The sequence below is a fragment of the Mesorhizobium ciceri WSM4083 genome (assembly GCF_000519305.1).
GTDB classification, from domain to species: Bacteria; Pseudomonadota; Alphaproteobacteria; order Rhizobiales; family Rhizobiaceae; genus Mesorhizobium; species Mesorhizobium ciceri_B.
Window position 1 is genome coordinate 148,034 of sequence record NZ_JAFG01000007.1, and the last position, 17,536, is coordinate 165,569.

At 63.9% G+C, this 17,536-nt stretch carries 19 protein-coding genes; 11 read left to right on the forward strand and 8 right to left on the reverse strand.

The annotated features are described in order from the left end of the window. The first annotated feature begins 334 nt into the window (after window positions 1-334). Both MESCI2_RS0117330 and MESCI2_RS0117335 read left to right on the forward strand, forming a co-directional pair. Entirely contained in the window at window positions 335-643 is a 309-nt protein-coding gene (locus tag MESCI2_RS0117330; RefSeq protein WP_027037683.1) for a hypothetical protein, read from the forward strand. Window positions 644-770: 127 nt separating this feature from the next. After that, window positions 771-1,247, forward strand: a complete 477-nt coding sequence (locus MESCI2_RS0117335; RefSeq protein ID WP_027037684.1) for an NUDIX hydrolase — start codon at window positions 771-773, stop codon at window positions 1,245-1,247. Between the two features lie 4 nt (window positions 1,248-1,251). Here MESCI2_RS0117335 and MESCI2_RS0117340 read toward each other — a convergent pair whose 3' ends face one another. From MESCI2_RS0117340 to MESCI2_RS0117360, 5 genes are all read right to left on the reverse strand, one after another. Then, the gene (locus MESCI2_RS0117340) at window positions 1,252-2,103 is read right to left on the reverse strand and encodes a citryl-CoA lyase (RefSeq protein WP_027037685.1); all 852 of its coding nucleotides are present in this window, start codon (window positions 2,101-2,103) and stop codon (window positions 1,252-1,254) included. Next, window positions 2,100-3,284 (reverse strand): CaiB/BaiF CoA transferase family protein, encoded by a 1,185-nt coding sequence (locus tag MESCI2_RS0117345; RefSeq protein ID WP_027037686.1) that lies wholly within the window; start codon window positions 3,282-3,284, stop codon window positions 2,100-2,102. The genes MESCI2_RS0117340 and MESCI2_RS0117345 overlap by 4 nt, the downstream gene beginning before the upstream one ends. A 15-nt stretch (window positions 3,285-3,299) precedes the next feature. Beyond that, on the reverse strand, window positions 3,300-4,823 hold the full coding sequence (locus tag MESCI2_RS0117350; protein WP_027037687.1) for a tripartite tricarboxylate transporter permease: 1,524 nt from the start codon (window positions 4,821-4,823) through the stop codon (window positions 3,300-3,302). 4 nt (window positions 4,824-4,827) lie between these two features. After that, window positions 4,828-5,364 carry a tripartite tricarboxylate transporter TctB family protein gene (locus MESCI2_RS0117355; RefSeq protein WP_027037688.1) on the reverse strand — a complete coding sequence of 179 codons (537 nt, stop codon included), beginning with the start codon at window positions 5,362-5,364 and terminating at the stop codon, window positions 4,828-4,830. A gap of 122 nt (window positions 5,365-5,486) precedes the next feature. Next, a complete protein-coding gene (locus MESCI2_RS0117360) occupies window positions 5,487-6,461 on the reverse strand; it encodes a Bug family tripartite tricarboxylate transporter substrate binding protein (RefSeq protein ID WP_027037689.1) in 975 nt (324 codons plus the stop codon). A 184-nt stretch (window positions 6,462-6,645) separates the two neighbouring features. Here MESCI2_RS0117360 and MESCI2_RS0117365 point away from each other — a divergent pair, with 184 nt between their 5' ends. Continuing rightward, window positions 6,646-7,416, forward strand: a complete 771-nt coding sequence (locus MESCI2_RS0117365) for an IclR family transcriptional regulator (protein ID WP_027037690.1) — start codon at window positions 6,646-6,648, stop codon at window positions 7,414-7,416. A gap of 31 nt (window positions 7,417-7,447) precedes the next feature. Here the strand turns inward: MESCI2_RS0117365 and MESCI2_RS0117370 are convergent, their stop codons facing one another. Beyond that, window positions 7,448-7,981, reverse strand: a complete 534-nt coding sequence (locus MESCI2_RS0117370; RefSeq protein ID WP_027037691.1) for a GNAT family N-acetyltransferase — start codon at window positions 7,979-7,981, stop codon at window positions 7,448-7,450. A 197-nt stretch (window positions 7,982-8,178) separates the two neighbouring features. On the opposite strand from MESCI2_RS0117370, the gene MESCI2_RS0117375 reads away from it, so the two are divergent. Next, window positions 8,179-8,634 carry a DUF2214 family protein gene (locus MESCI2_RS0117375; protein WP_027037692.1) on the forward strand — a complete coding sequence of 152 codons (456 nt, stop codon included), beginning with the start codon at window positions 8,179-8,181 and terminating at the stop codon, window positions 8,632-8,634. Between the two features lie 31 nt (window positions 8,635-8,665). Here the strand turns inward: MESCI2_RS0117375 and MESCI2_RS0117380 are convergent, their stop codons facing one another. Then, a complete protein-coding gene (locus tag MESCI2_RS0117380) occupies window positions 8,666-9,568 on the reverse strand; it encodes a LysR family transcriptional regulator (protein WP_027037693.1) in 903 nt (300 codons plus the stop codon). A 198-nt stretch (window positions 9,569-9,766) separates the two neighbouring features. Between MESCI2_RS0117380 and MESCI2_RS0117385 the strand changes: the two genes are divergently transcribed. From MESCI2_RS0117385 to MESCI2_RS0117410, 6 genes are all read left to right on the forward strand, one after another. After that, entirely contained in the window at window positions 9,767-11,047 is a 1,281-nt protein-coding gene (locus MESCI2_RS0117385; RefSeq protein ID WP_027037694.1) for a serine hydrolase domain-containing protein, read from the forward strand. A 35-nt stretch (window positions 11,048-11,082) separates the two neighbouring features. Next, on the forward strand, window positions 11,083-11,964 hold the full coding sequence (locus tag MESCI2_RS0117390) for an NmrA family NAD(P)-binding protein (protein ID WP_027037695.1): 882 nt from the start codon (window positions 11,083-11,085) through the stop codon (window positions 11,962-11,964). A 99-nt stretch (window positions 11,965-12,063) separates the two neighbouring features. Next, on the forward strand, window positions 12,064-12,888 hold the full coding sequence (locus tag MESCI2_RS0117395) for an aldo/keto reductase (RefSeq protein ID WP_027037696.1): 825 nt from the start codon (window positions 12,064-12,066) through the stop codon (window positions 12,886-12,888). Window positions 12,889-13,106: 218 nt separating this feature from the next. Beyond that, window positions 13,107-14,084 carry a tripartite tricarboxylate transporter substrate-binding protein gene (locus tag MESCI2_RS0117400; RefSeq protein ID WP_032900909.1) on the forward strand — a complete coding sequence of 326 codons (978 nt, stop codon included), beginning with the start codon at window positions 13,107-13,109 and terminating at the stop codon, window positions 14,082-14,084. Between the two features lie 75 nt (window positions 14,085-14,159). After that, complete coding sequence (locus MESCI2_RS0117405; RefSeq protein WP_027037698.1) at window positions 14,160-14,633, forward strand: tripartite tricarboxylate transporter TctB family protein; 474 nt, start codon at window positions 14,160-14,162, stop codon at window positions 14,631-14,633. 10 nt (window positions 14,634-14,643) lie between these two features. Then, a complete protein-coding gene (locus MESCI2_RS0117410; RefSeq protein WP_027037699.1) occupies window positions 14,644-16,152 on the forward strand; it encodes a tripartite tricarboxylate transporter permease in 1,509 nt (502 codons plus the stop codon). Between the two features lie 3 nt (window positions 16,153-16,155). Here MESCI2_RS0117410 and nth read toward each other — a convergent pair whose 3' ends face one another. Further along, a complete protein-coding gene (gene nth, locus MESCI2_RS0117415) occupies window positions 16,156-16,977 on the reverse strand; it encodes an endonuclease III (protein WP_027037700.1) in 822 nt (273 codons plus the stop codon). A gap of 22 nt (window positions 16,978-16,999) precedes the next feature. Between nth and MESCI2_RS0117420 the strand changes: the two genes are divergently transcribed. Further along, window positions 17,000-17,494, forward strand: coding sequence for a DUF2244 domain-containing protein (locus MESCI2_RS0117420; protein WP_024502816.1), 495 nt, complete (start codon window positions 17,000-17,002; stop codon window positions 17,492-17,494). Window positions 17,495-17,536 lie beyond the last annotated feature (42 nt).

Sequence of the window (17,536 nt, forward strand, 5' to 3'; positions counted from 1 at the left end):
TGCTCTGCTCATGCAATTGCAATAAGGATGCCGGCACTGCGCAATAAGGTTCAATGCATTAAAACAGAGCATCCGCATTCCCACTTGCGGAGCTCTGGCTCAATTAGAATACATTAACTTATGCCGGATGAAACCGAAAATTTACGTGGGGAACACTGACCAAAGCCACTGACGTTTCATAGTCGTCATATGACGACTATCTGCCGTTTCGCGGCCGGAATCGCAGAACAAAGCGATTGAACTGCCCGATTTCGCGATCCTCGACCCGCTGGCCATGGCATCGCCGCGCAAACGTCCTATATCAGTGGACAGAGTCTTTGCGCGGAATGAGCGGATGTCGGCACTTCGGCCATCAACGACCTTCACAGTGGCAATGCTGGCCACGGCAGTGCTGGCGGGCGCTTGCCTGCCGGCTTCCGCGCAAGCGCTCAATTCCGCTACCGGCAACAATGCGCTGATCCGGCAGAACGACCTGCAAATCCTGCAAAACAGGATACAACGGCAGCAATATCAGCAGCAACAACAGCAGAATCGCGCCCAGGACCGCCAGATCGTTCAGCAACCGCCACCGGTCGTGCAGCAGCTCAAGCCAAGCTGCCAAACCCAGATAATCGGCACCACCGCCGTGAGCAATTGTCGCTGACATCAAGGCCTTTTTCGTTTATTTAGCCGACTTATGTATTTCGAGTGTCTTTCGGCACATTCGAAAGTTTTGGTTTTGCAACGACGCCTTGTCGGGCTATGCGGCATTGCATCGACTGGATTGACGAATGGCAGCCACCAAGAAGAAGGCCGTACGCAAGGCAAAGAAGGGCGAGAGGATCCGCCAGGTGGCGGCTATTCCCTTTCGGCTGACCCCGCACGGCGACATCGAGGTTATGCTGGTCACGTCGCGTACCACCAGGCGCTTCATCGTCCCCAAGGGCTGGCCGATGAAGGGCAAGAGCGGACGCAAGGCGGCCACCATCGAGGCGCAGGAGGAAGCCGGCGTGCTCGGCAAGACGCTGAAGCAGCCGGCGGGCACCTATTCCTACTGGAAGCGGCTGGCCAATCGCTTTGTCCGCGTCGACGTCATCGTCTATCTGCTCGAGGTAAGCGAGGAACTGGCCGACTGGCAGGAAGCCAAACGACGCCAGCGGGCCTGGCTGGCGCCAGCCGATGCGGCCATGCTCATCGACGAGCCGGATCTTTCAACGCTGGTGAAGACACTGAAGATCCCTCAGCCTGTGCCGGTGGACCAGGCGTAAAGCCTCACTCGCCGGGCTCATCGCTTTCGGGAAACGGCCGCACCGGCGTGCCGGTATAGGCCCACAGCCACTCGCGCGGCAGCGGCCCTTTGTTTCGCTCGGCCTGCTGCGACTGCTCCCAGGCATGCGCCAGGATGCCGACCGAGCGCGACAGCACGAAAAGCCCTCGCGTCAGCGGCGGCGGGAAACCGAGTTCGCCATAGATGACGGCGGTTGCGCCATCGATGTTGAGCGGTATTTTTTTCCCCCTGCGTCGCGCGACGTCAGCCTCGATCGCTTCTGCAATGTCGGCGAAACGTCCATTGACGGCACCGCGCACGGCAAATTCGCGGGTCAGTTCCAGCAGCCGCGGCGCGCGCGGGTCGACAGGATGGAAGCGATGTCCGAGCCCCGGCACATAGCCCTTCTCCTCGGCGAAGAACCGGTCGAGCCGCGCCGAGACCGCTTCATTCGGCGTCATCCCGGCATCGATCGCCCCAGCAATGTCACCATAGAAGGAAAGCGCCTGCTCGCCGGCGCCACCGTGCACGTCGCCGAGAACGTTGATGGCCGAGGCCATGGCGCTGTTGATACCGACGCCGCAGGTTGCAGCCATGCGGGCGATGGCGATCGATGGCGCCTGCGGTCCGTGGTCGACGGCGGCAGCCAAGGCAATGCCGAGCAACTCGGCTTGGTCCTCGCTGGGCAGTTCGCCGCGCAGCATCAGCCAGATGACAGCCGGGAAGCTGACGCGGCCGATCAGATCCTGGATCTCGTAGCCGCGCAGCCGGATGACACCAGGCCGCATCTCGATGATATCGGTCTGCCACCATTCCTCGCCGCGCTCACGGCCAGTCTTCTTCTCCGTGCCGCTCATGCTCGTGCCTTTGTCTTGGCGCGGGGTGGCAGGTCGGCGAACACCTCGCCCATATGTTCGCCGAGCGCCGGCGGCGGCTTTGTCGGCAAGGGCGCCTCGCCATCGACCAAGAAGCCGCCGCGCAGAACGGTCAGCGGCTTGTCCATGCCAGCCACATCGTCGAAATTCGCGGTCACCTGGCGTTCGAGGACTTGCGGCTCGGCCAGCACTTGCGGGATCGTCAGCACCCTGCCGGCAGGCACGCCGGCGCGATTGAGCATCTCTTCCCAGGCCGCGGCCGGCGCGCCCGCCAGGGCGTCCTCGATCTCGACTTTAAGCGCCGCACGGTTGCGCTTGCGCGTCTCGCGCTCGGCAAAGCGGGTATCGGAAGCCAGTTCCGGCCGGCCGATCAGCCGGCACAGCGCCACGAACTGCTCCTGCTTGTTGGCGGCGATGTTGATGAGCCCGTCGCCGGTGCGAAACGCACCGGAGGGTGCCGCCGTCATGTTCTCATTGCCCATCGGCTTGGGGTCGATACCTGCGGTCAGATAATTGGAAACCGGCCAGCCAAGTGCGGAAAGTGTGCATTCGAGCATCGAGACGTCGAGAAAGGCACCCTCGCCGCTCGTCTTCTGCCGCAGCAGCGCCGAGGTAATGGCGAACGCGCCGACCAGTCCGCCAAGCGTGTCGGCCACGGGATAGCCGACCCGCAGCGGCGCCGTTTCCGGTGTGCCGGTGATGCTCATGATCCCAGACAGGCCCTGGATGATCTGGTCATAGGCGGGATTGTCGCGCATCGGCCCGGTCTGGCCGAAGCCCGATATCGCGCAATAGACGAGGCCGGGACGAACCGCCTTCAGCGCCTCGTAGCCAAGGCCGAGCCGATCCATCACGCCGGGGCGGAAATTCTCCACCAGTGCGTCGGCGCTGGCCACCAGATCGAAAAAGCGCTCGCGATCGGCTTGCTTCTTGAGGTCGAGCACAACCGACCGTTTGCCGGCGTTCTGCGCCAGGAACGAGGCGCCCATGCCGGCGCTGTTGAGCTCTGGCGAACCGCCGAGCTGGCGGGCCAGGTCGCCGCCTTGCGGCGCCTCGACCTTGATCACGTCGGCACCAAGCAGCGCCAGCTGATAGGCACAGTAGGGACCGGCCAGGACATTGGTCAGGTCGAGGACGCGGATACCGGAAAGCAGTTCTGTCATGGCTTCATGGATCGATCAGGCATCGCCGGGCACATGCTCCGGTCCGCGCCGACGCCGATGCTCGATGAAGGCCCAGATATGCGGCCCGGCGAGGCCGATGAAGGCGAGCGTCAGCAGCGTCAGCGACAGCTTGTGGGTGTAAAACACCGACCAGTCGCCATTCGAGATGGTCATCGCCCGGCGGAACTGGGTTTCGGCGAGCGGCCCAAGGATCATACCGATAATGACGGGCGCGGTCGGGAAATCGAAGCGCCGCATCAGGAAACCGGCCGCCCCCAGCAGATAGAGGATGACGAGGTCGATGGGCGATTGCGAAATGCCATAGGTGCCGACCGTGGCGAACACCAGGATGCCGGCATAGAGCTGCGGCGCCGGGATTTTCAGCAGCCGCACCCACAGGCCGATCAGCGGCAGGTTGAGGATGACCAGGATGACGTTGGCGATGAACAGGCTGGCGATCAATCCCCAGACGAGGTCGCCCTGGGTCGTGAGAAGCAGCGGTCCGGGGTTTATGCCGTAGCTCTGGAAGGCCGACAGCATGATCGCCGCCGTCGCCGAGGTCGGCAGGCCAAGCGTCAGCATCGGCACCAGCACGCCGGCTGCGGAGGCATTGTTGGCGGCCTCGGGGCCGGCGACGCCCTCGATGGCGCCGACCGTGCCGAACTCCTCCTTGTGCTTCGACAGCTTCTTTTCGATGGCATAGGACAGGAAGGTCGGGATTTCGGCGCCGCCGGCCGGCATGGCGCCGATCGGGAAGCCGATCGCGGCGCCGCGCAGCCAGGGTTTCCACGAACGCCCCCACTCGGCCGCCGTCATGTAAAGCGAGCCCTTCAGCGGCACGATCTCGTCCTTCCCGGCATAGCGGCGCGAAGCCATGTAGAGCGTCTCGCCGACGGCAAACAGGCCGACCGCGGCAATGATGACATCGACGCCATCAAGCAGTTCGGTCGAGCCGAAGGTGAAGCGCGGCTGGCCGGTCTGCAGGTCGACGCCGATCATGCCGATGACGAAGCCGGCAAACAGGCTGGTGAGCCCGCGCACCGAGGACGAGCCAAGCACGGCCGAAACGGTGATGAAGGCCAGCACCATCAGCGAAAAATACTCGGCCGGGCCGAAGGCCAGGGCGAATTTGACCACCACAGGCGCCAGGAAGGCGACGCCGAGCGTGCCGAGCGTGCCGGCGACGAAGGAGCCGATCGCCGAGGTGGCAAGTGCCGCGCCGCCACGGCCGGACCGCGCCATCCTGTTGCCTTCCAGGGCGGTGACGATGGTGGCGCTTTCGCCGGGCGTGTTGAGCAGGATCGACGTCGTCGAACCACCATACATGGCGCCGTAGTAGATGCCGGCAAACAGAATGAAGGACGCTTCCGGCGCCACCTGATAGGTGATCGGCAAAAGCAGCGCGATGGTCAGTGCCGGCCCAAGACCGGGCAGCACGCCGATGGCGGTGCCAAGCGTGGTGCCAAGCAGGCACCACAGAAGGTTGACCGGGGTGAAGGCGACCGAGAAGCCATGTGCGAGATGTCCGAGCGTTTCCATGGCGTCAGCCCCTCAACATGGTGATGAATGCATCGATGACCGTGTTCAGCTGGTTCTCGATGAAACCGGCACCGATGTTGACGCCAAGCGCCCTGGCGAAGCCGAAATAGGCGGCCAGCGCCAGGATCAGGCCGAGCACTGCGTCACGCAGTGTGCGCTTGCTGCCGAAGCCGTAGCAGACGAGCACGAACATGATGACGGATGCCGCCGTGAAGCCGAGCGGTCGGATGAGCAGCAGATTGGCGATCAGGCCGATGACGACGAAGCCCATCGCCTTCCAGTCGGTCGGCGTCTCCTTTTCCTCCTCCGGCTGCCAGCCGCCGCGCAAGGCAGCGAGGATGAGCAACAGCGAAAGAACCACCAGGCCGAACATGGTGAGGTAGGGAAAGACGGTCGGGCCGACCTTGGAGTAGAGCGGCGACACCGGGATTGCCAGCGTCTGCCAGGCGACGGCGCCGGCGCAGGCCAGGAGCCCGATGCCTATCAACAATTCCGGCACGGCAAGGCGCCACGGCGCCGCCTGCTGGTCGCTGGTGCTCATCGGTATCCTCCCAAGGTGTCCGGCATCCTCCAGCCGGCCGCATCCGCAGTTTCGCCGCATCATATGTCCATGCGGCAGGCGAGATGGGAAGGGGGCGGCACTCTAACCGCCCCCTGAAAACATCAGGCGAGGCCGAGATCCTTGAGGATCGCGGTGATGCGGGCCGTGTCCTCGGTGAGGAATTTTGCGTAGTCGTCGCCAGTCAAAAGGATGGGCGTCCAGTTGCGGTTTTTGCACTCGGTTGCCCATGCATCGCTCTTGGCCATGGTCTCGATCATTGTGACCATCGCCGCCTTGTCGGCGTCGGAAACGCCGGGCGGTGCGAAGACGCCGCGCCAGTTGAACAGCTCGACATCGATGCCGGCCTCCTTCAGCGTCGGCGCATCGATGCCGTCCTGGCGCTTGTCTGCCGAGATCGCGAGCAGCCTGAGCGCGCCCGCCTTGACCTGCTCGGAGAACTCGCCAAAGCCGGAGATGCCAGCCGCGACCTGGTTGCCGAGCAGCGCCGACAACGCCTCACCGCCGCCGGCGAACGGCACGTAGGACAGGTTAGTCGCCGGCACGCCGACGGTCTTGGCAATCAAGCCGAACAGGATGTGATCGGAACCGCCTGCCGAGCCGCCGGCGACAGGAACCTTTGTCGGATCGGCCTTGAGCGCGGCGACGAAATCAGCGGCCGTCTTGAACGGCGACTCCGCCGGCACGACCAAGGCCTCGAACTCGCCGGTGAGGCGGGCGATCGGGGTGACTTGCGTCAGATTGTTCGCGGCCTTGTTGGCGATGATGGCGCCAACCATGACCATGCCGGCAACCATCAGGGAATTGCCTTTGCCGTTCCACTGGCTGATGAATTGCGGCAGCCCGACAGTGCCGCCGGCGCCGCCGACATTGGTGATCTGCGAACCCGAGATCAGCTTTTCACTGCGCAGCACCTGGTCGATCGTGCGCGCCGTCTGGTCCCAGCCGCCACCGGGTGCGGCAGGCACGAAGAGCTGTATCTGGGGCGCGCCTTCGGCGAAAGCGGGAGAAAGATGCGACGTCATCAGCCCGGCGCCCACGGCTGCGGTGCTCATCAAAAATCTGCGTCTGTTCAGCATGGGGATTCCTCCAAATCACGACACCTCCTCCGGTGCCCGCCAAAACGCGCCTGCATCCAGACCCGTCATCGATTTCAAGCAGATGTTACGGAGTTCTGTCAACGGAAACGATATTCTACTGGACAGAACGATATGGTGGCGCGACACAGTCGCGTCGCTCGGCTTTCTTCAAACTGGAACCGCCATGGACTCGCCACGCAAATCGGCAGATGGGGAAATAGATCGCACCTCGGCGGACGGTGTTGCCGCGCTTGATCGGGCCATTGCCATCCTCGATGCCTTCACCACGGATGACCGGTCGCTCAGCCTGGCCGAAATCGCGGCGCGCACCGGCCTCTACAAGAGCACCATCCTGCGGCTTGCGAATTCCCTTATGCGCGGACGATTGCTCGAGCGCCTCGACAATGGGCGCTACCGCGTCGGACCCGCGACCTTTCGGCTCGGTGCGCTCTACCAGCGTTCGGTCGTGGCGGTCGATATCCTGCTGCCGATCATGCGCGATCTTTCCGAGCGAAGCTGGGAGAGCGTTGCCTTCTACGTTCGCTCGGGTGACGTCCGCACCTGTCTTTACCGCGTCGAATCCAAGCACCCGATCCGCTACACGATACGCGAAGGCGACGTATTGCCTTTGCTGCTCGGCTCGGGCGGCCGCGTGCTCGCAGCGTTTTCGGGCCAGCAGGGCGAACCCTACGAGACCATCCGCAAGACCTGCAACTGTCTCGCCGTCGGCGACCGCGATCCCGAGACGGGGGGCGTGTCGGCGCCGGTGTTCGGGCCGGGGGGCGTCCTGCTCGGCGCCTTGACCCTGGCTGGACCAAGCACGCGCGTCGATGCGGCATTTCTGCAGCGTATGAAGCGTCCGCTGCTCGAGGCGGCGGCCCGCGCCACCCGCGCCTTCGGCGAGGACGCCTCCATGCTCGAGCGGGCAAGCCTGGCAGCGGACGCCATGCGGTAGAACACGTCCTCGTTGGAAGCCCCCGCTCAGGTCACCGGGCCAGCAGGATGGTCGGAGTATCGTGATAGGTGGTCTTCACCACTTCCCGGTAACCGCACTTCGCAGCCACCCTCAGCGAAGCGCCGTTTTCCGGATCGATGATGCAGACGGTCTTCTCGCGCCCGAAAATCACTTCGCCCCACGCCAGGATGCGGCCAACCACCTCGGTGGCGAAGCCCGCCCCGTGCGCGGCCGGCACCAGCGCCCACCCGGCTTCGGGAATGCCTTCGATCGATGGTTCCATGTCGCGCTTCAGGTCGTGAAACCCGGCCTCGCCGATGAAGCGGCCGGTCGCCTTCTCCTCGATCGCCCAGAAGCCATAGCCGAGCAGCGACCACAGGCCGGCGTGACGCAGGAAGCGCATCCAGCTTTCTTCGCGCGTGCGCGGTTTGCCGCCGATGAAGCGGGTGACGACGGGATCCGTCCACATCGCGGCATAGGTGTCGAAATCGTCCAGCCGGTGTGCCCGCAGGATGGTGCGCTTCGTTTCGATGACAGGAGCGCTGGTCGCTTGTGGATTGTTCATGGGATCTGCCTCGCACGGATCGTCAGCGCTTAGCAAATCGCCGGTGCGGCGCAAGGGGCCAGGGCAACACGGCCCATCATCCAGGCGCCGCTATGGGAATTTTGCGAGACGGTGTTATTTTCACCGCAGGCCGATTTCAACACCTGCCAGCGCGACTTTCAAGCGCGCATTGGCGCCGTCAAACCCAGGGAAAGAGCATGGACACTACCGATCTTGTGCTTGCGATCTTCCATCATCTGCTGGTGTTTTCGCTGGCGGGGATCATCGGCGCCGAATTCGTCCTGATCCGCGGCGACCTGGGTGCTGCGACGCTCAAGAGGCTCGCAGGCATCGACCGCCATTACGGCATCATTGCCACGCTGATCATCGTCGTCGGCATCGGCCGCGTCTTCTATGGCCTCAAGGGCTGGGAATTCTACGTCTACAACTGGGTGTTCTGGGCCAAGATAGCGGCGTTCGGCCCTGTCGGCCTGCTGTCGATCATCCCAACCGTCCGCTTCATATCCTGGAACAGGCAGGCGAGCGCCAATGCCTCGTTCCAGGTGCCGGCGACCGAGCTTGCGTCCGTGAAGACCTACATCCGCGCCGAAGCTTTCATCTTCCTGCTGATCCCGGTCTTTGCCGCGGTGATGGCGCGCGGCTACGGATACTGAGGCCGAACCTCTACTCGCAAGCTGGTCTCGATCACAAACTAGCGGCAATCTCCCGGATAAAATCCAGAAATGCTCTGACCTTAGCCGGCGGCAGATGGCGCGATGGGTGATAGGCGTAGAGCGGGTAAAGTTCTTCCGACCACTCCCGCAGGATCGGCACGAGGTCTCCCCGTGCCAGGAACGGCGCAAGGCCGATGGCGAGGCTTTGGAAAATGCCTTGGCCCGCCACGCAGGCTGTGACCGCGACGGAAGGATCATCCAACACCAGGCGGCTTGAGACCTCGACCCTGACGATCTCTCCGCCCCGGTGAAACTCCCATGGAAAAGGAAGGCCGGTTTGAGGATCACGGAAGAGAAGCGCCTCGTGATGGACGAGGTCGTGCGGCGACTGTGGCTGGCCGTGCCGTTCGAGATAGGCCGGCGCCGCAACTGTCAGGATCGGGGTTTCCAGGAGCTTGCGTATGATGAGGGATGAGGCATCGGGCGGCCCGAAGCGTATCGCCACGTCCACGCCGGTCATCATCTCCTCGCGGTAATTGCTGGTCAAGAAATCCAGCATCAGCAGCGGATAGCGGGCGAGGAACCGCTGCAGCCCGGCCGCGAGCACCATGCGTGCGAACCACGGGTCCACCGATACGCGCAGCCGGCCGCGTACGAGCGCCGCGGCGCCCGCGGCCTCGGCCGCCGCCTCATCCAGGCCTGCAAGAAGCGGCATCACCTGTGCGTGGAAGCGGCGTCCTTCCTCGGTGAGGGTGACTGCGCGCGGATTGCGATCGAACAACCGCACGCCGACCCGCGCCTCCAGACGCGCGACGGCCCGGCTCACCCCTGATGGCGTCAGGCCGAGCATCTCCGCGGCGCGAGCGAAATTCCCAGCCTCCGCAACCGCTGCCAGGACCCCGACGCCGGTCAGAAGCCGCGTGTCGAAAACCATTCGATTCTCCTTCGTCTCAGCAGGTCCAGGCCGGAGCCTCACTTAGAGGCAGCAATCAGTGAATCTGAGTCACTGTAACATTGATTCTAATGCGCGTGAATCATGTCATGGCACGACTTACAAGGTGACGTCCTGGCAACATTGCGGACGAGCCGGCCGAGAAAATCGGATTTCCCTCGATCCAGAAAGGAGTTGGTCATGAACCAGATCACACGCAGAACCATGCTTCAGCGCGGAGGAATGCTGGGGGCCATTCTGGCTCTCGATACGGTCAGCCCCGCCCTGGCCAAAAGAATGCCAGCCGGTTCGTCAGTGCGGTTCAAGGCGATCGACGCCGCCTTGCAGGCAGGCGTCTCAAAGGATGACGTGGCCGGTGTCATCGCCGTCGCGGCGACACGCAAAGGCATGATCTACGAGGGTGCCTTCGGCAAGGCGAACGTCGCAACGGACGCACCGATGACGCTCGACACGGTATTCTGGCTGCTGTCGATGACCAAGGCGTTCACGGCGACGGCCTGTATGCAGCTGATTGAACAGGGCCGCCTGCATCTGGACGATGATGCGGCGAAATACCTGCCGGAACTGGCCTCTCCACAAATCCTCGACGGCTTTGCCGAGGATGGAACGCCGCGACTGCGGCCGGCCAAGCGCGCGATCAAGGTTCGCCATCTGCTGACGCATACCTCCGGCTACACCTACTCGATCTGGAGCGAGGCTCTGACCCGCTACGAGAAGGTGACGGGCATGCCCGACATCGCGACCTGCAGGAACGCCGCTTTCACCGCCCCGCTCGAATTCGAGCCCGGCGAGCGATGGGAATATGGCATCAGCATGGACTGGGTCGGCAAGCTGGTCGAGGCGGTGTCCGATCAGTCGCTCGAAATCTACTTCCGCGAAAACATTTTCGCGCCGCTCGGCATGAAGGATTCAGGCTTCCTGATCGGCACCGAGCAGAAGCGGCGTGTCGCCAGCTTCCACAGCCGCCGCGCCGATGGCGGGCTGCAGCCGGCACCCTTCGAGATGCCGCAGCGGCCGGAGTTCTTCATGGGCGGCGGCGGCGCCTTCTCGACGCCGCGCGACTACATGGCCTTTCTGCAGGCGCTGCTGAACGGCGGCGCGCTGCATGGCGTGCGAATCCTGCGTCCGGAGACGGTCGCCATGATGATGCAGAACCAGATCGGCGAGCTGAACGTCCAGGAGATGCGTTCGGCGCAGCCGTCCTATTCCCGCAGCTTCGACCAGTTCCCGGGACAGCCGCACAGATGGGGTCTGTCTTTCGACATCAACGTGCAAGCAGGACCGAACGGGCGCTCCGCCGGCAGCATCTCCTGGGCAGGTCTGCTCAACTGCTACTTCTGGCTCGACCCGGTGAAGCACGTCACCGGCGCGCTCTTCACCCAGGTCCTGCCCTTCTACGACGAGCGGGTCGTCGCGCTCTACGGCGCGTTCGAGCGCGGCCTCTATGCCGGGCTTGCCTGAGCCCAGCGATCGACATCAACATCTGGAGAACCATCATGTACGCAATCACCGGAATCAGCGGCAAGGTCGGCGGCGCACTTGCGCGCAGCCTTCTCGCCGAAGGACAGCCCGTCCGCGCCGTTCTGCGCGACGAGACCAAGGCGGCGGAGTGGAGAACCCGGGGCTGTGACGTCGCTCTGGCCGAGATGAACGATACGGCAAGCCTTACTTCAGCCTTCAGGGGTGCCACGGGCGTCTTCATCCTGCCGCCCTCCGAGTTCGACCCGGAGCCAGGCTTTCCCGAGGCCAGGCGCGTCATCGCGGCCGTGGCGGCGGCTTTGGCCGAGGCGCGTCCCGGCAAGGTGGTCTGCTTGTCGACCATCGGCGCCGATGCTCCGCACGAGAACCTGCTGACCCAGCGCACGCTGATGGAACAGTCGCTGGGGGAGATCGGCCTTCCGGTCACCTTCCTGAGGCCCGGCTGGTTCATGGAAAATGCGCTCTGGGACGTTCCCTCGGCGCGCGATGAAGGCGTGTTGTGCAGCTTCCTGCAGCCGGCTGACAGGCCGTTCCCGATGGTTGGGACGCAAGATGTCGGGCGCCAGGCCGCCATGCTCCTCCGTGAGGACTGGAGCGGGACGCGGGTCGTCGAGCTGGAAGGGCCCGCACGCGTCTCGCCCAACGATCTCGCCCGCGCCTTCGCCACGGTGCTGGAGCGCCCGGTCAGGGTCGAGACAGTGCCGCGCGAAAGCTGGGAGGAGATCTTCCGTTCCCAAGGCACGCAAAATCCGTCACCCCGGATCCGGATGCTTGACGGCTTCAACGAGGGCTGGATCGAGTTCAGCGACCACGGCCGATCGGCGGTGAAGGGCACCACGACACTTGAAAGCGTCATCGTCGAACTCGTCAGGGCGAGCCAAGCCAAGACAGCTGCCTGACACGATCACGACTTACCGCATGGATACCCGAACCAGCGGCGGCGCGATGCGGCGGGGGCGCGTGTAGCCCCGCCGCCACATCCGCGAAAGGACACCACCATGGAATCAATCACCGCACAAGGCGTTGCGATTCCACGCCTCGGCTTCGGCACGTTCCGCATGCCAGGAGGCGACGCCCAACCGGTCGTCGAGAGCGCGATTGCGCTCGGCTACCGGCATATCGACACCGCGGCGATGTACGAGAACGAGGCCGCCGTAGGCGCCGCCATCACGGCGTCCGGCGTGAACCGGAACGAGCTCTTCGTCACGACGAAGGTCTGGCACGACCAGCTTGCGCCGGATGCGCTCCGCCGGGCCTTTGACACCAGCCTGGGCAGACTGCGGCTCGACCATGTCGATCTCTACATGATCCACTGGCCGTCCAGAGAAATGGACATGACGGCGACGCTGCAGACGCTGATGTCGCTGCGAGAGCGCAGCCTCACGCGTGCGATCGGCGTGTGCAACTTCAATCTGCCGATGATCCGCCGCGCCGTGGAAGAGATCGGCGCGCCGATCGCGAGCGTACAGGTCGAATACCACCCATTCCTGTCGCAGGACCGGATGCTGTACTACCTGCGGGGCAAAGGCATCCCGTTGACGGCCTACGCACCGCTCGCCCAGGGCCGGGCCGCGAACGACGCAACGCTCGCTGCCCTCGGGCGCAAGCATGGCTGTAGCGCCGCGCAGCTGGCCATCGCGTGGCTTCTGGATCAGGAGGGCGTCATCGTGATCCCGAAAGCCGCTCGCCCTGAAAGCCAGAAGTCCAATATCGACGCGCGCGGCATCCGGCTCAACGATGAGGATCGGGCGGCGATCGCGGCTCTCCCGAAGGACCAGCGCTTCGTCCGGCCGCCCTTCGCACCGGAATGGGATGCCGCATGAAATTGCAGCCGCATCTCGCTATCAATCGCCAGCTTTGTGAACCCAAACTCTGAGAACCTTTCCATCCCTTGAGTGCAGATGTCTGCGGATATCGGCAGTTTGCCATTTGAGTCCGATTGTAGTCTGCTAGCTTGCCCTGGTTGTTGCTTCATGCGCAGCCGGTGTTGAGAGGAGTTCCGCACAGCGGTTGGAGATTCATATCCCGGGAGGAGATCACGATGAGAAGATTTGTCGCCACTCTGGCTGCTGCCGCGGCCGTCACGCTTTATGGGTTCACTGCCGGCGCGCAGACCTATCCTGAACGCACCATCACCGTTGTGGTGCCCTTTGCGGCCGGTGGCCCGACCGACACGGTCACGCGCCTCGTCGCTGAAGCCATGTCGAAGGATCTCGGCCAGCAAGTCATCGTCGAGAATGTCGGCGGCGCCGGCGGCACGCTGGGTGCCGGCCGCGTCGCCAACGCCGAGCCTGACGGCTATACGCTGCTGCTCCATCATATCGGCATGGCGACAAGTGCGACGCTGTACAGAAAGCTCGCCTACGACACGCTGAACGCCTTCGAATATGTCGGCCTCGTCACCGAGGTGCCGATGACCATCGTCGGCCGCAAGGACCTGGAGCCGACCGATCTCAAGGGGTTGGTGGAGTACGCCAAGGCCAACAAGGATTCCATAACCGTCGCCAATGCCGGCATCGGTGCGGCCTCGCATCTGTGCGGCATGCTGTTCATGAGCGCCATCAAGACGCCGCTGGTCACCGTGCCCTACAAGGGCACCGGCCCGGCCATGACCGATCTCCTCGGCGGCCAGGTCGACATCATGTGCGACCAGACGACCAACACCACCAAGCAGATTCAGGGCGGCACGATCAAGGCCTATGCCGTCACCTCGCCGGAACGTCTCGATGTGCTGAAAGACGTCCCAACCACGGTGGAAGGCGGCCTGCCCGAGGTGCAGGTCGGCATCTGGCACGGTCTCTACGCACCCAAGGGCACGCCGGCCGAGATCACCGAACGCCTGTCGAAATCGCTGCAGGTCGCGCTGAAGGACCAGAACGTCGCGGCCCGCTTCGCCGAACTCGGCACCAAGCCGTCGCTTGAGGCCGATGCGACGCCCGCCGCACTGAAGGCCAAGCTGGAAAGCGAGATCGCGCGCTGGAAGCCGATTATCGAAGCCGCCGGCCAGTACGCCGACTAAGGGTTGAACAGGGGCGCCACCGGCGCCCCTGTTCGCTCGGCATCCACCAGCCACTGCGGGCTTGGGAGAACCATCATGAAACCTTTCGCGATCGACAGGGCCAACGGCCTGTGCGCCGCCCTGTTCATCGGTTTCGGCGCATGGTTCGCGCTGCAATCGCTCGGCCTCGAAATCGGCACCGCCTTGCGCATGGGTCCAGGCTATTTTCCGCTGGTCCTGGCGATCGTGCTGATCCTGCTTGGCGCCGTCATTCTCGTCCAGGCCGTACGCGTCGGGGGCGAAGCAATCGGGCACATTGCGTGGCGCGGCATGCTGCTCATCCTGCCTGCTCCGATCTTCTTCGGCCTGACGGTGCGCGGCCTCGGCTTCATCCCGTCGATCTTTCTCACGGCGTTGATCGCGTCGTTTGCCAGCCGCCGCATGAAGCCGTTGACCGCGCTCGTGCTGTCGGCCGGCCTGACATTGTTTGCGTACCTCGTCTTCAGCTACGCGCTCGGCCTGCCGTTCCGCCGCTTCGGCCCGTGGCTGGCCCCATGGTTGGTGTCGTGAAGCGATGAGCATGGATCTGCTCGACAACCTCGCGCTCGGTTTTTCGACGGCGACGTCGCTGACCAACCTCGGTTTCTGCCTGATCGGCGTCCTTCTCGGCACGCTGATCGGCGTTCTGCCCGGCATCGGCGCCACCGCGACCATCGCCATGCTTTTGCCGATCACCTTCCAGATCGGCGACCCGGTTTCCTCCCTCATCATGCTCGCCGGCATCTATTACGGTGCGCAATATGGCGGCTCGACCACCGCCATTCTCATCAACATGCCCGGCGAATCCTCGTCCGCCGTCACTGCGATCGACGGCTACCAGATGGCCAGGAACGGCCGCGCCGGCGCGGCCCTCGCGATCGCGGCCATCGGCTCGTTCTTTGCCGGCACCGTGTCGACGTTCCTCGTCGCCATCTTTGCCCCGCCGCTGACGGCGATAGCGCTGAAGTTCGGCGCGGCCGAGTATTTTTCGCTGATGATCGTCGGTTTGGTTTCGTCCGTCGCACTCGCCCACGGCTCGATCGTCAAGGCGCTGGCCATGGTCGTGCTCGGCCTGCTGCTCGGCATTGTCGGCACCGACATTTACACCGGCACGCCGCGCTTCACGCTTGGAATCCGGGAATATGCCGACGGGTTGAATTTCGTTGCGGTGGCGGTTGGCGTCTTTGGAGTCGCCGAGATCCTGCGCAACCTCGAAAACGAGGATGAGCGTTCCGTGATGATCCGCAAGGTCACCGGCCTTATGCCGACCCGCGAGGACTTTCGGCGCATGGCAGCGCCCATCGTGCGCGGAACCATCATCGGTTCGGCGCTCGGCATCCTGCCGGGAGGCGGCGCGATCCTGGCAGCTTTTGCGTCCTACACGGTCGAAAAACGCGTCTCGAAAAACCCGCAGGAGTTCGGCAAGGGCGCTATCGAAGGCGTCGCCGGACCGGAATCGGCCAACAATGCCGGTGCGCAGACCTCCTTCATCCCGATGCTGACGCTCGGCATTCCGGCCAACCCGGTCATGGCGCTGATGATCGGCGCCATGATCATCCAGGGCATCGTACCCGGCCCCAATGTCGCGACCGAACAGCCGGCGCTGTTCTGGGGCATCATCGCCTCGATGTGGATCGGCAATCTGATGCTGATCATCCTCAACCTGCCGCTCATCGGGCTTTGGGTGAAGCTGCTGACGATCCCCTATTACGTGCTTTTCCCGATCATCATGGCGTTCTGCTCGATCGGCGTCTACAGCGTCAACAGCAACGTCTACGACCTCTACGCCGTCGCCTTCTTCGGCTTCCTCGGCTACCTCCTGACCAAGCTGCGCTGCGAACCGGCGCCGCTGCTGCTCGGCTTCGTGCTCGGCCCGCTGCTCGAGGAAAACCTGCGCCGCGCCATGATCCTCTCGCGCGGCGACCCGAGCACTTTCGTGACCAGACCGATCAGCGCCGGCCTGCTGCTCATCGCGCTCGCCGTGCTCGCCGTCGTCTTCCTGCCGGCGGTCAAGAAAAAGCGCGAAGAGGTGTTTGTGGAGGAGAGTTGAATTTTACGCCGTTCCGCTGCCGCCCCGAATCTCGTCGACCGGGTCGAGCGGTGCGATCGGCACCAGCGGTGCCGGCACATCGGTCGTCTTGACCTCGGCCTTGCAGATGTCGGCGATGACGCAGGCCGGGCAATCCGGCTTGCGCGCCTTGCAGACGTAGCGGCCATGCAGGATCAGCCAGTGATGTGCATGGCGCATATATTCGTCCGGAATGATCTTCAACAATCCTTGCTCGACCTGTTCCGGCGTCTTGCCGGGCGCCAATCCGAGCCGGTTGCCGATGCGCAGAATGTGTGTGTCGACCGCCATCGTGTGCTGGCCGAAGGCCATGTTGAGCACGACATTGGCGGTCTTGCGCCCGACCCCGGGCAGCTTGACCAATTCATCACGACTATCGGGTACCTCGCCGCCATGGTCGCGGATCAGCGCCTGCGACAGCGCAATCACATTCTTCGCCTTGTTGCGCCACAGCCCGATGGTGCGGATATATTCGCCGACCCTTGCCTCCCCCAGCGCCAGCATCTTGTGCGGCGTATCGGCGGCCTTGAACAGCGCCCGCGTCGCCTTGTTGACGCCGGCATCCGTCGCTTGCGCCGACAGCACCACCGCGACCAGCAGCGTGAAGGCGTTGACATGTTCGAGCTCGCCCTTCGGCTCGGGCCGCTGGACGGAAAAGCGCCGGAATATCTCGTTCACTTCGGCCGGGCTGTAGCGTGACGAGCTTCGCACCGGCCGCGGGCGCGGCTTGGCGTTCGACCCATCGCGTCGTGCGGGCAACAGCTCTTTTTTGGACAGGGAAGAATCTTTGGACTTGGGGCTCGCCATTTCCCTCCTATAATATCCCCTCATGAGCGACACAAACGCCTCGTTTCAGGCCGACGAGCCATTCTTTCAGGCGCTACTCACCCCCCACCGGTCTCTGGGCCGGACGGGCTTCTTCATCCTGATGGGCGCGCTGCTGTTCGGCTGGCTGGTGACAGGCGCGTTTTTCCTGTCGCGCGGCGCCTGGCCGGTGTTCGGCTTCTTCGGCCTCGACGTGGCCGCCGTCTACATCGCCTTTCGCATCAACTATCGTGCCGCTCGTGCCCGCGAAGAAGTCTCGGTCTCGCGCACCAGCCTCGACATCCGCAAGACCGCACCTTCCGGCAAATCGGAAGCGCATCGCTTCAATCCGTTCTGGGCGCGGTTTTCGGTGGCCCGCCACGCCGAGATCGGCATCACAGGGATGACGGTGGAAGGCGAAGGCCGGAACGTGCCGATCGGATCGTTCCTGGACCCCGATTCCCGCGAGAGCTTTGCCACCGCCTTTTCGCGGGCGCTGGCGACCGCCAAGGCACGCTGAGCCAGCCACGAGCGGCTTTTGGGCTCGAATCCCGTGTCTATC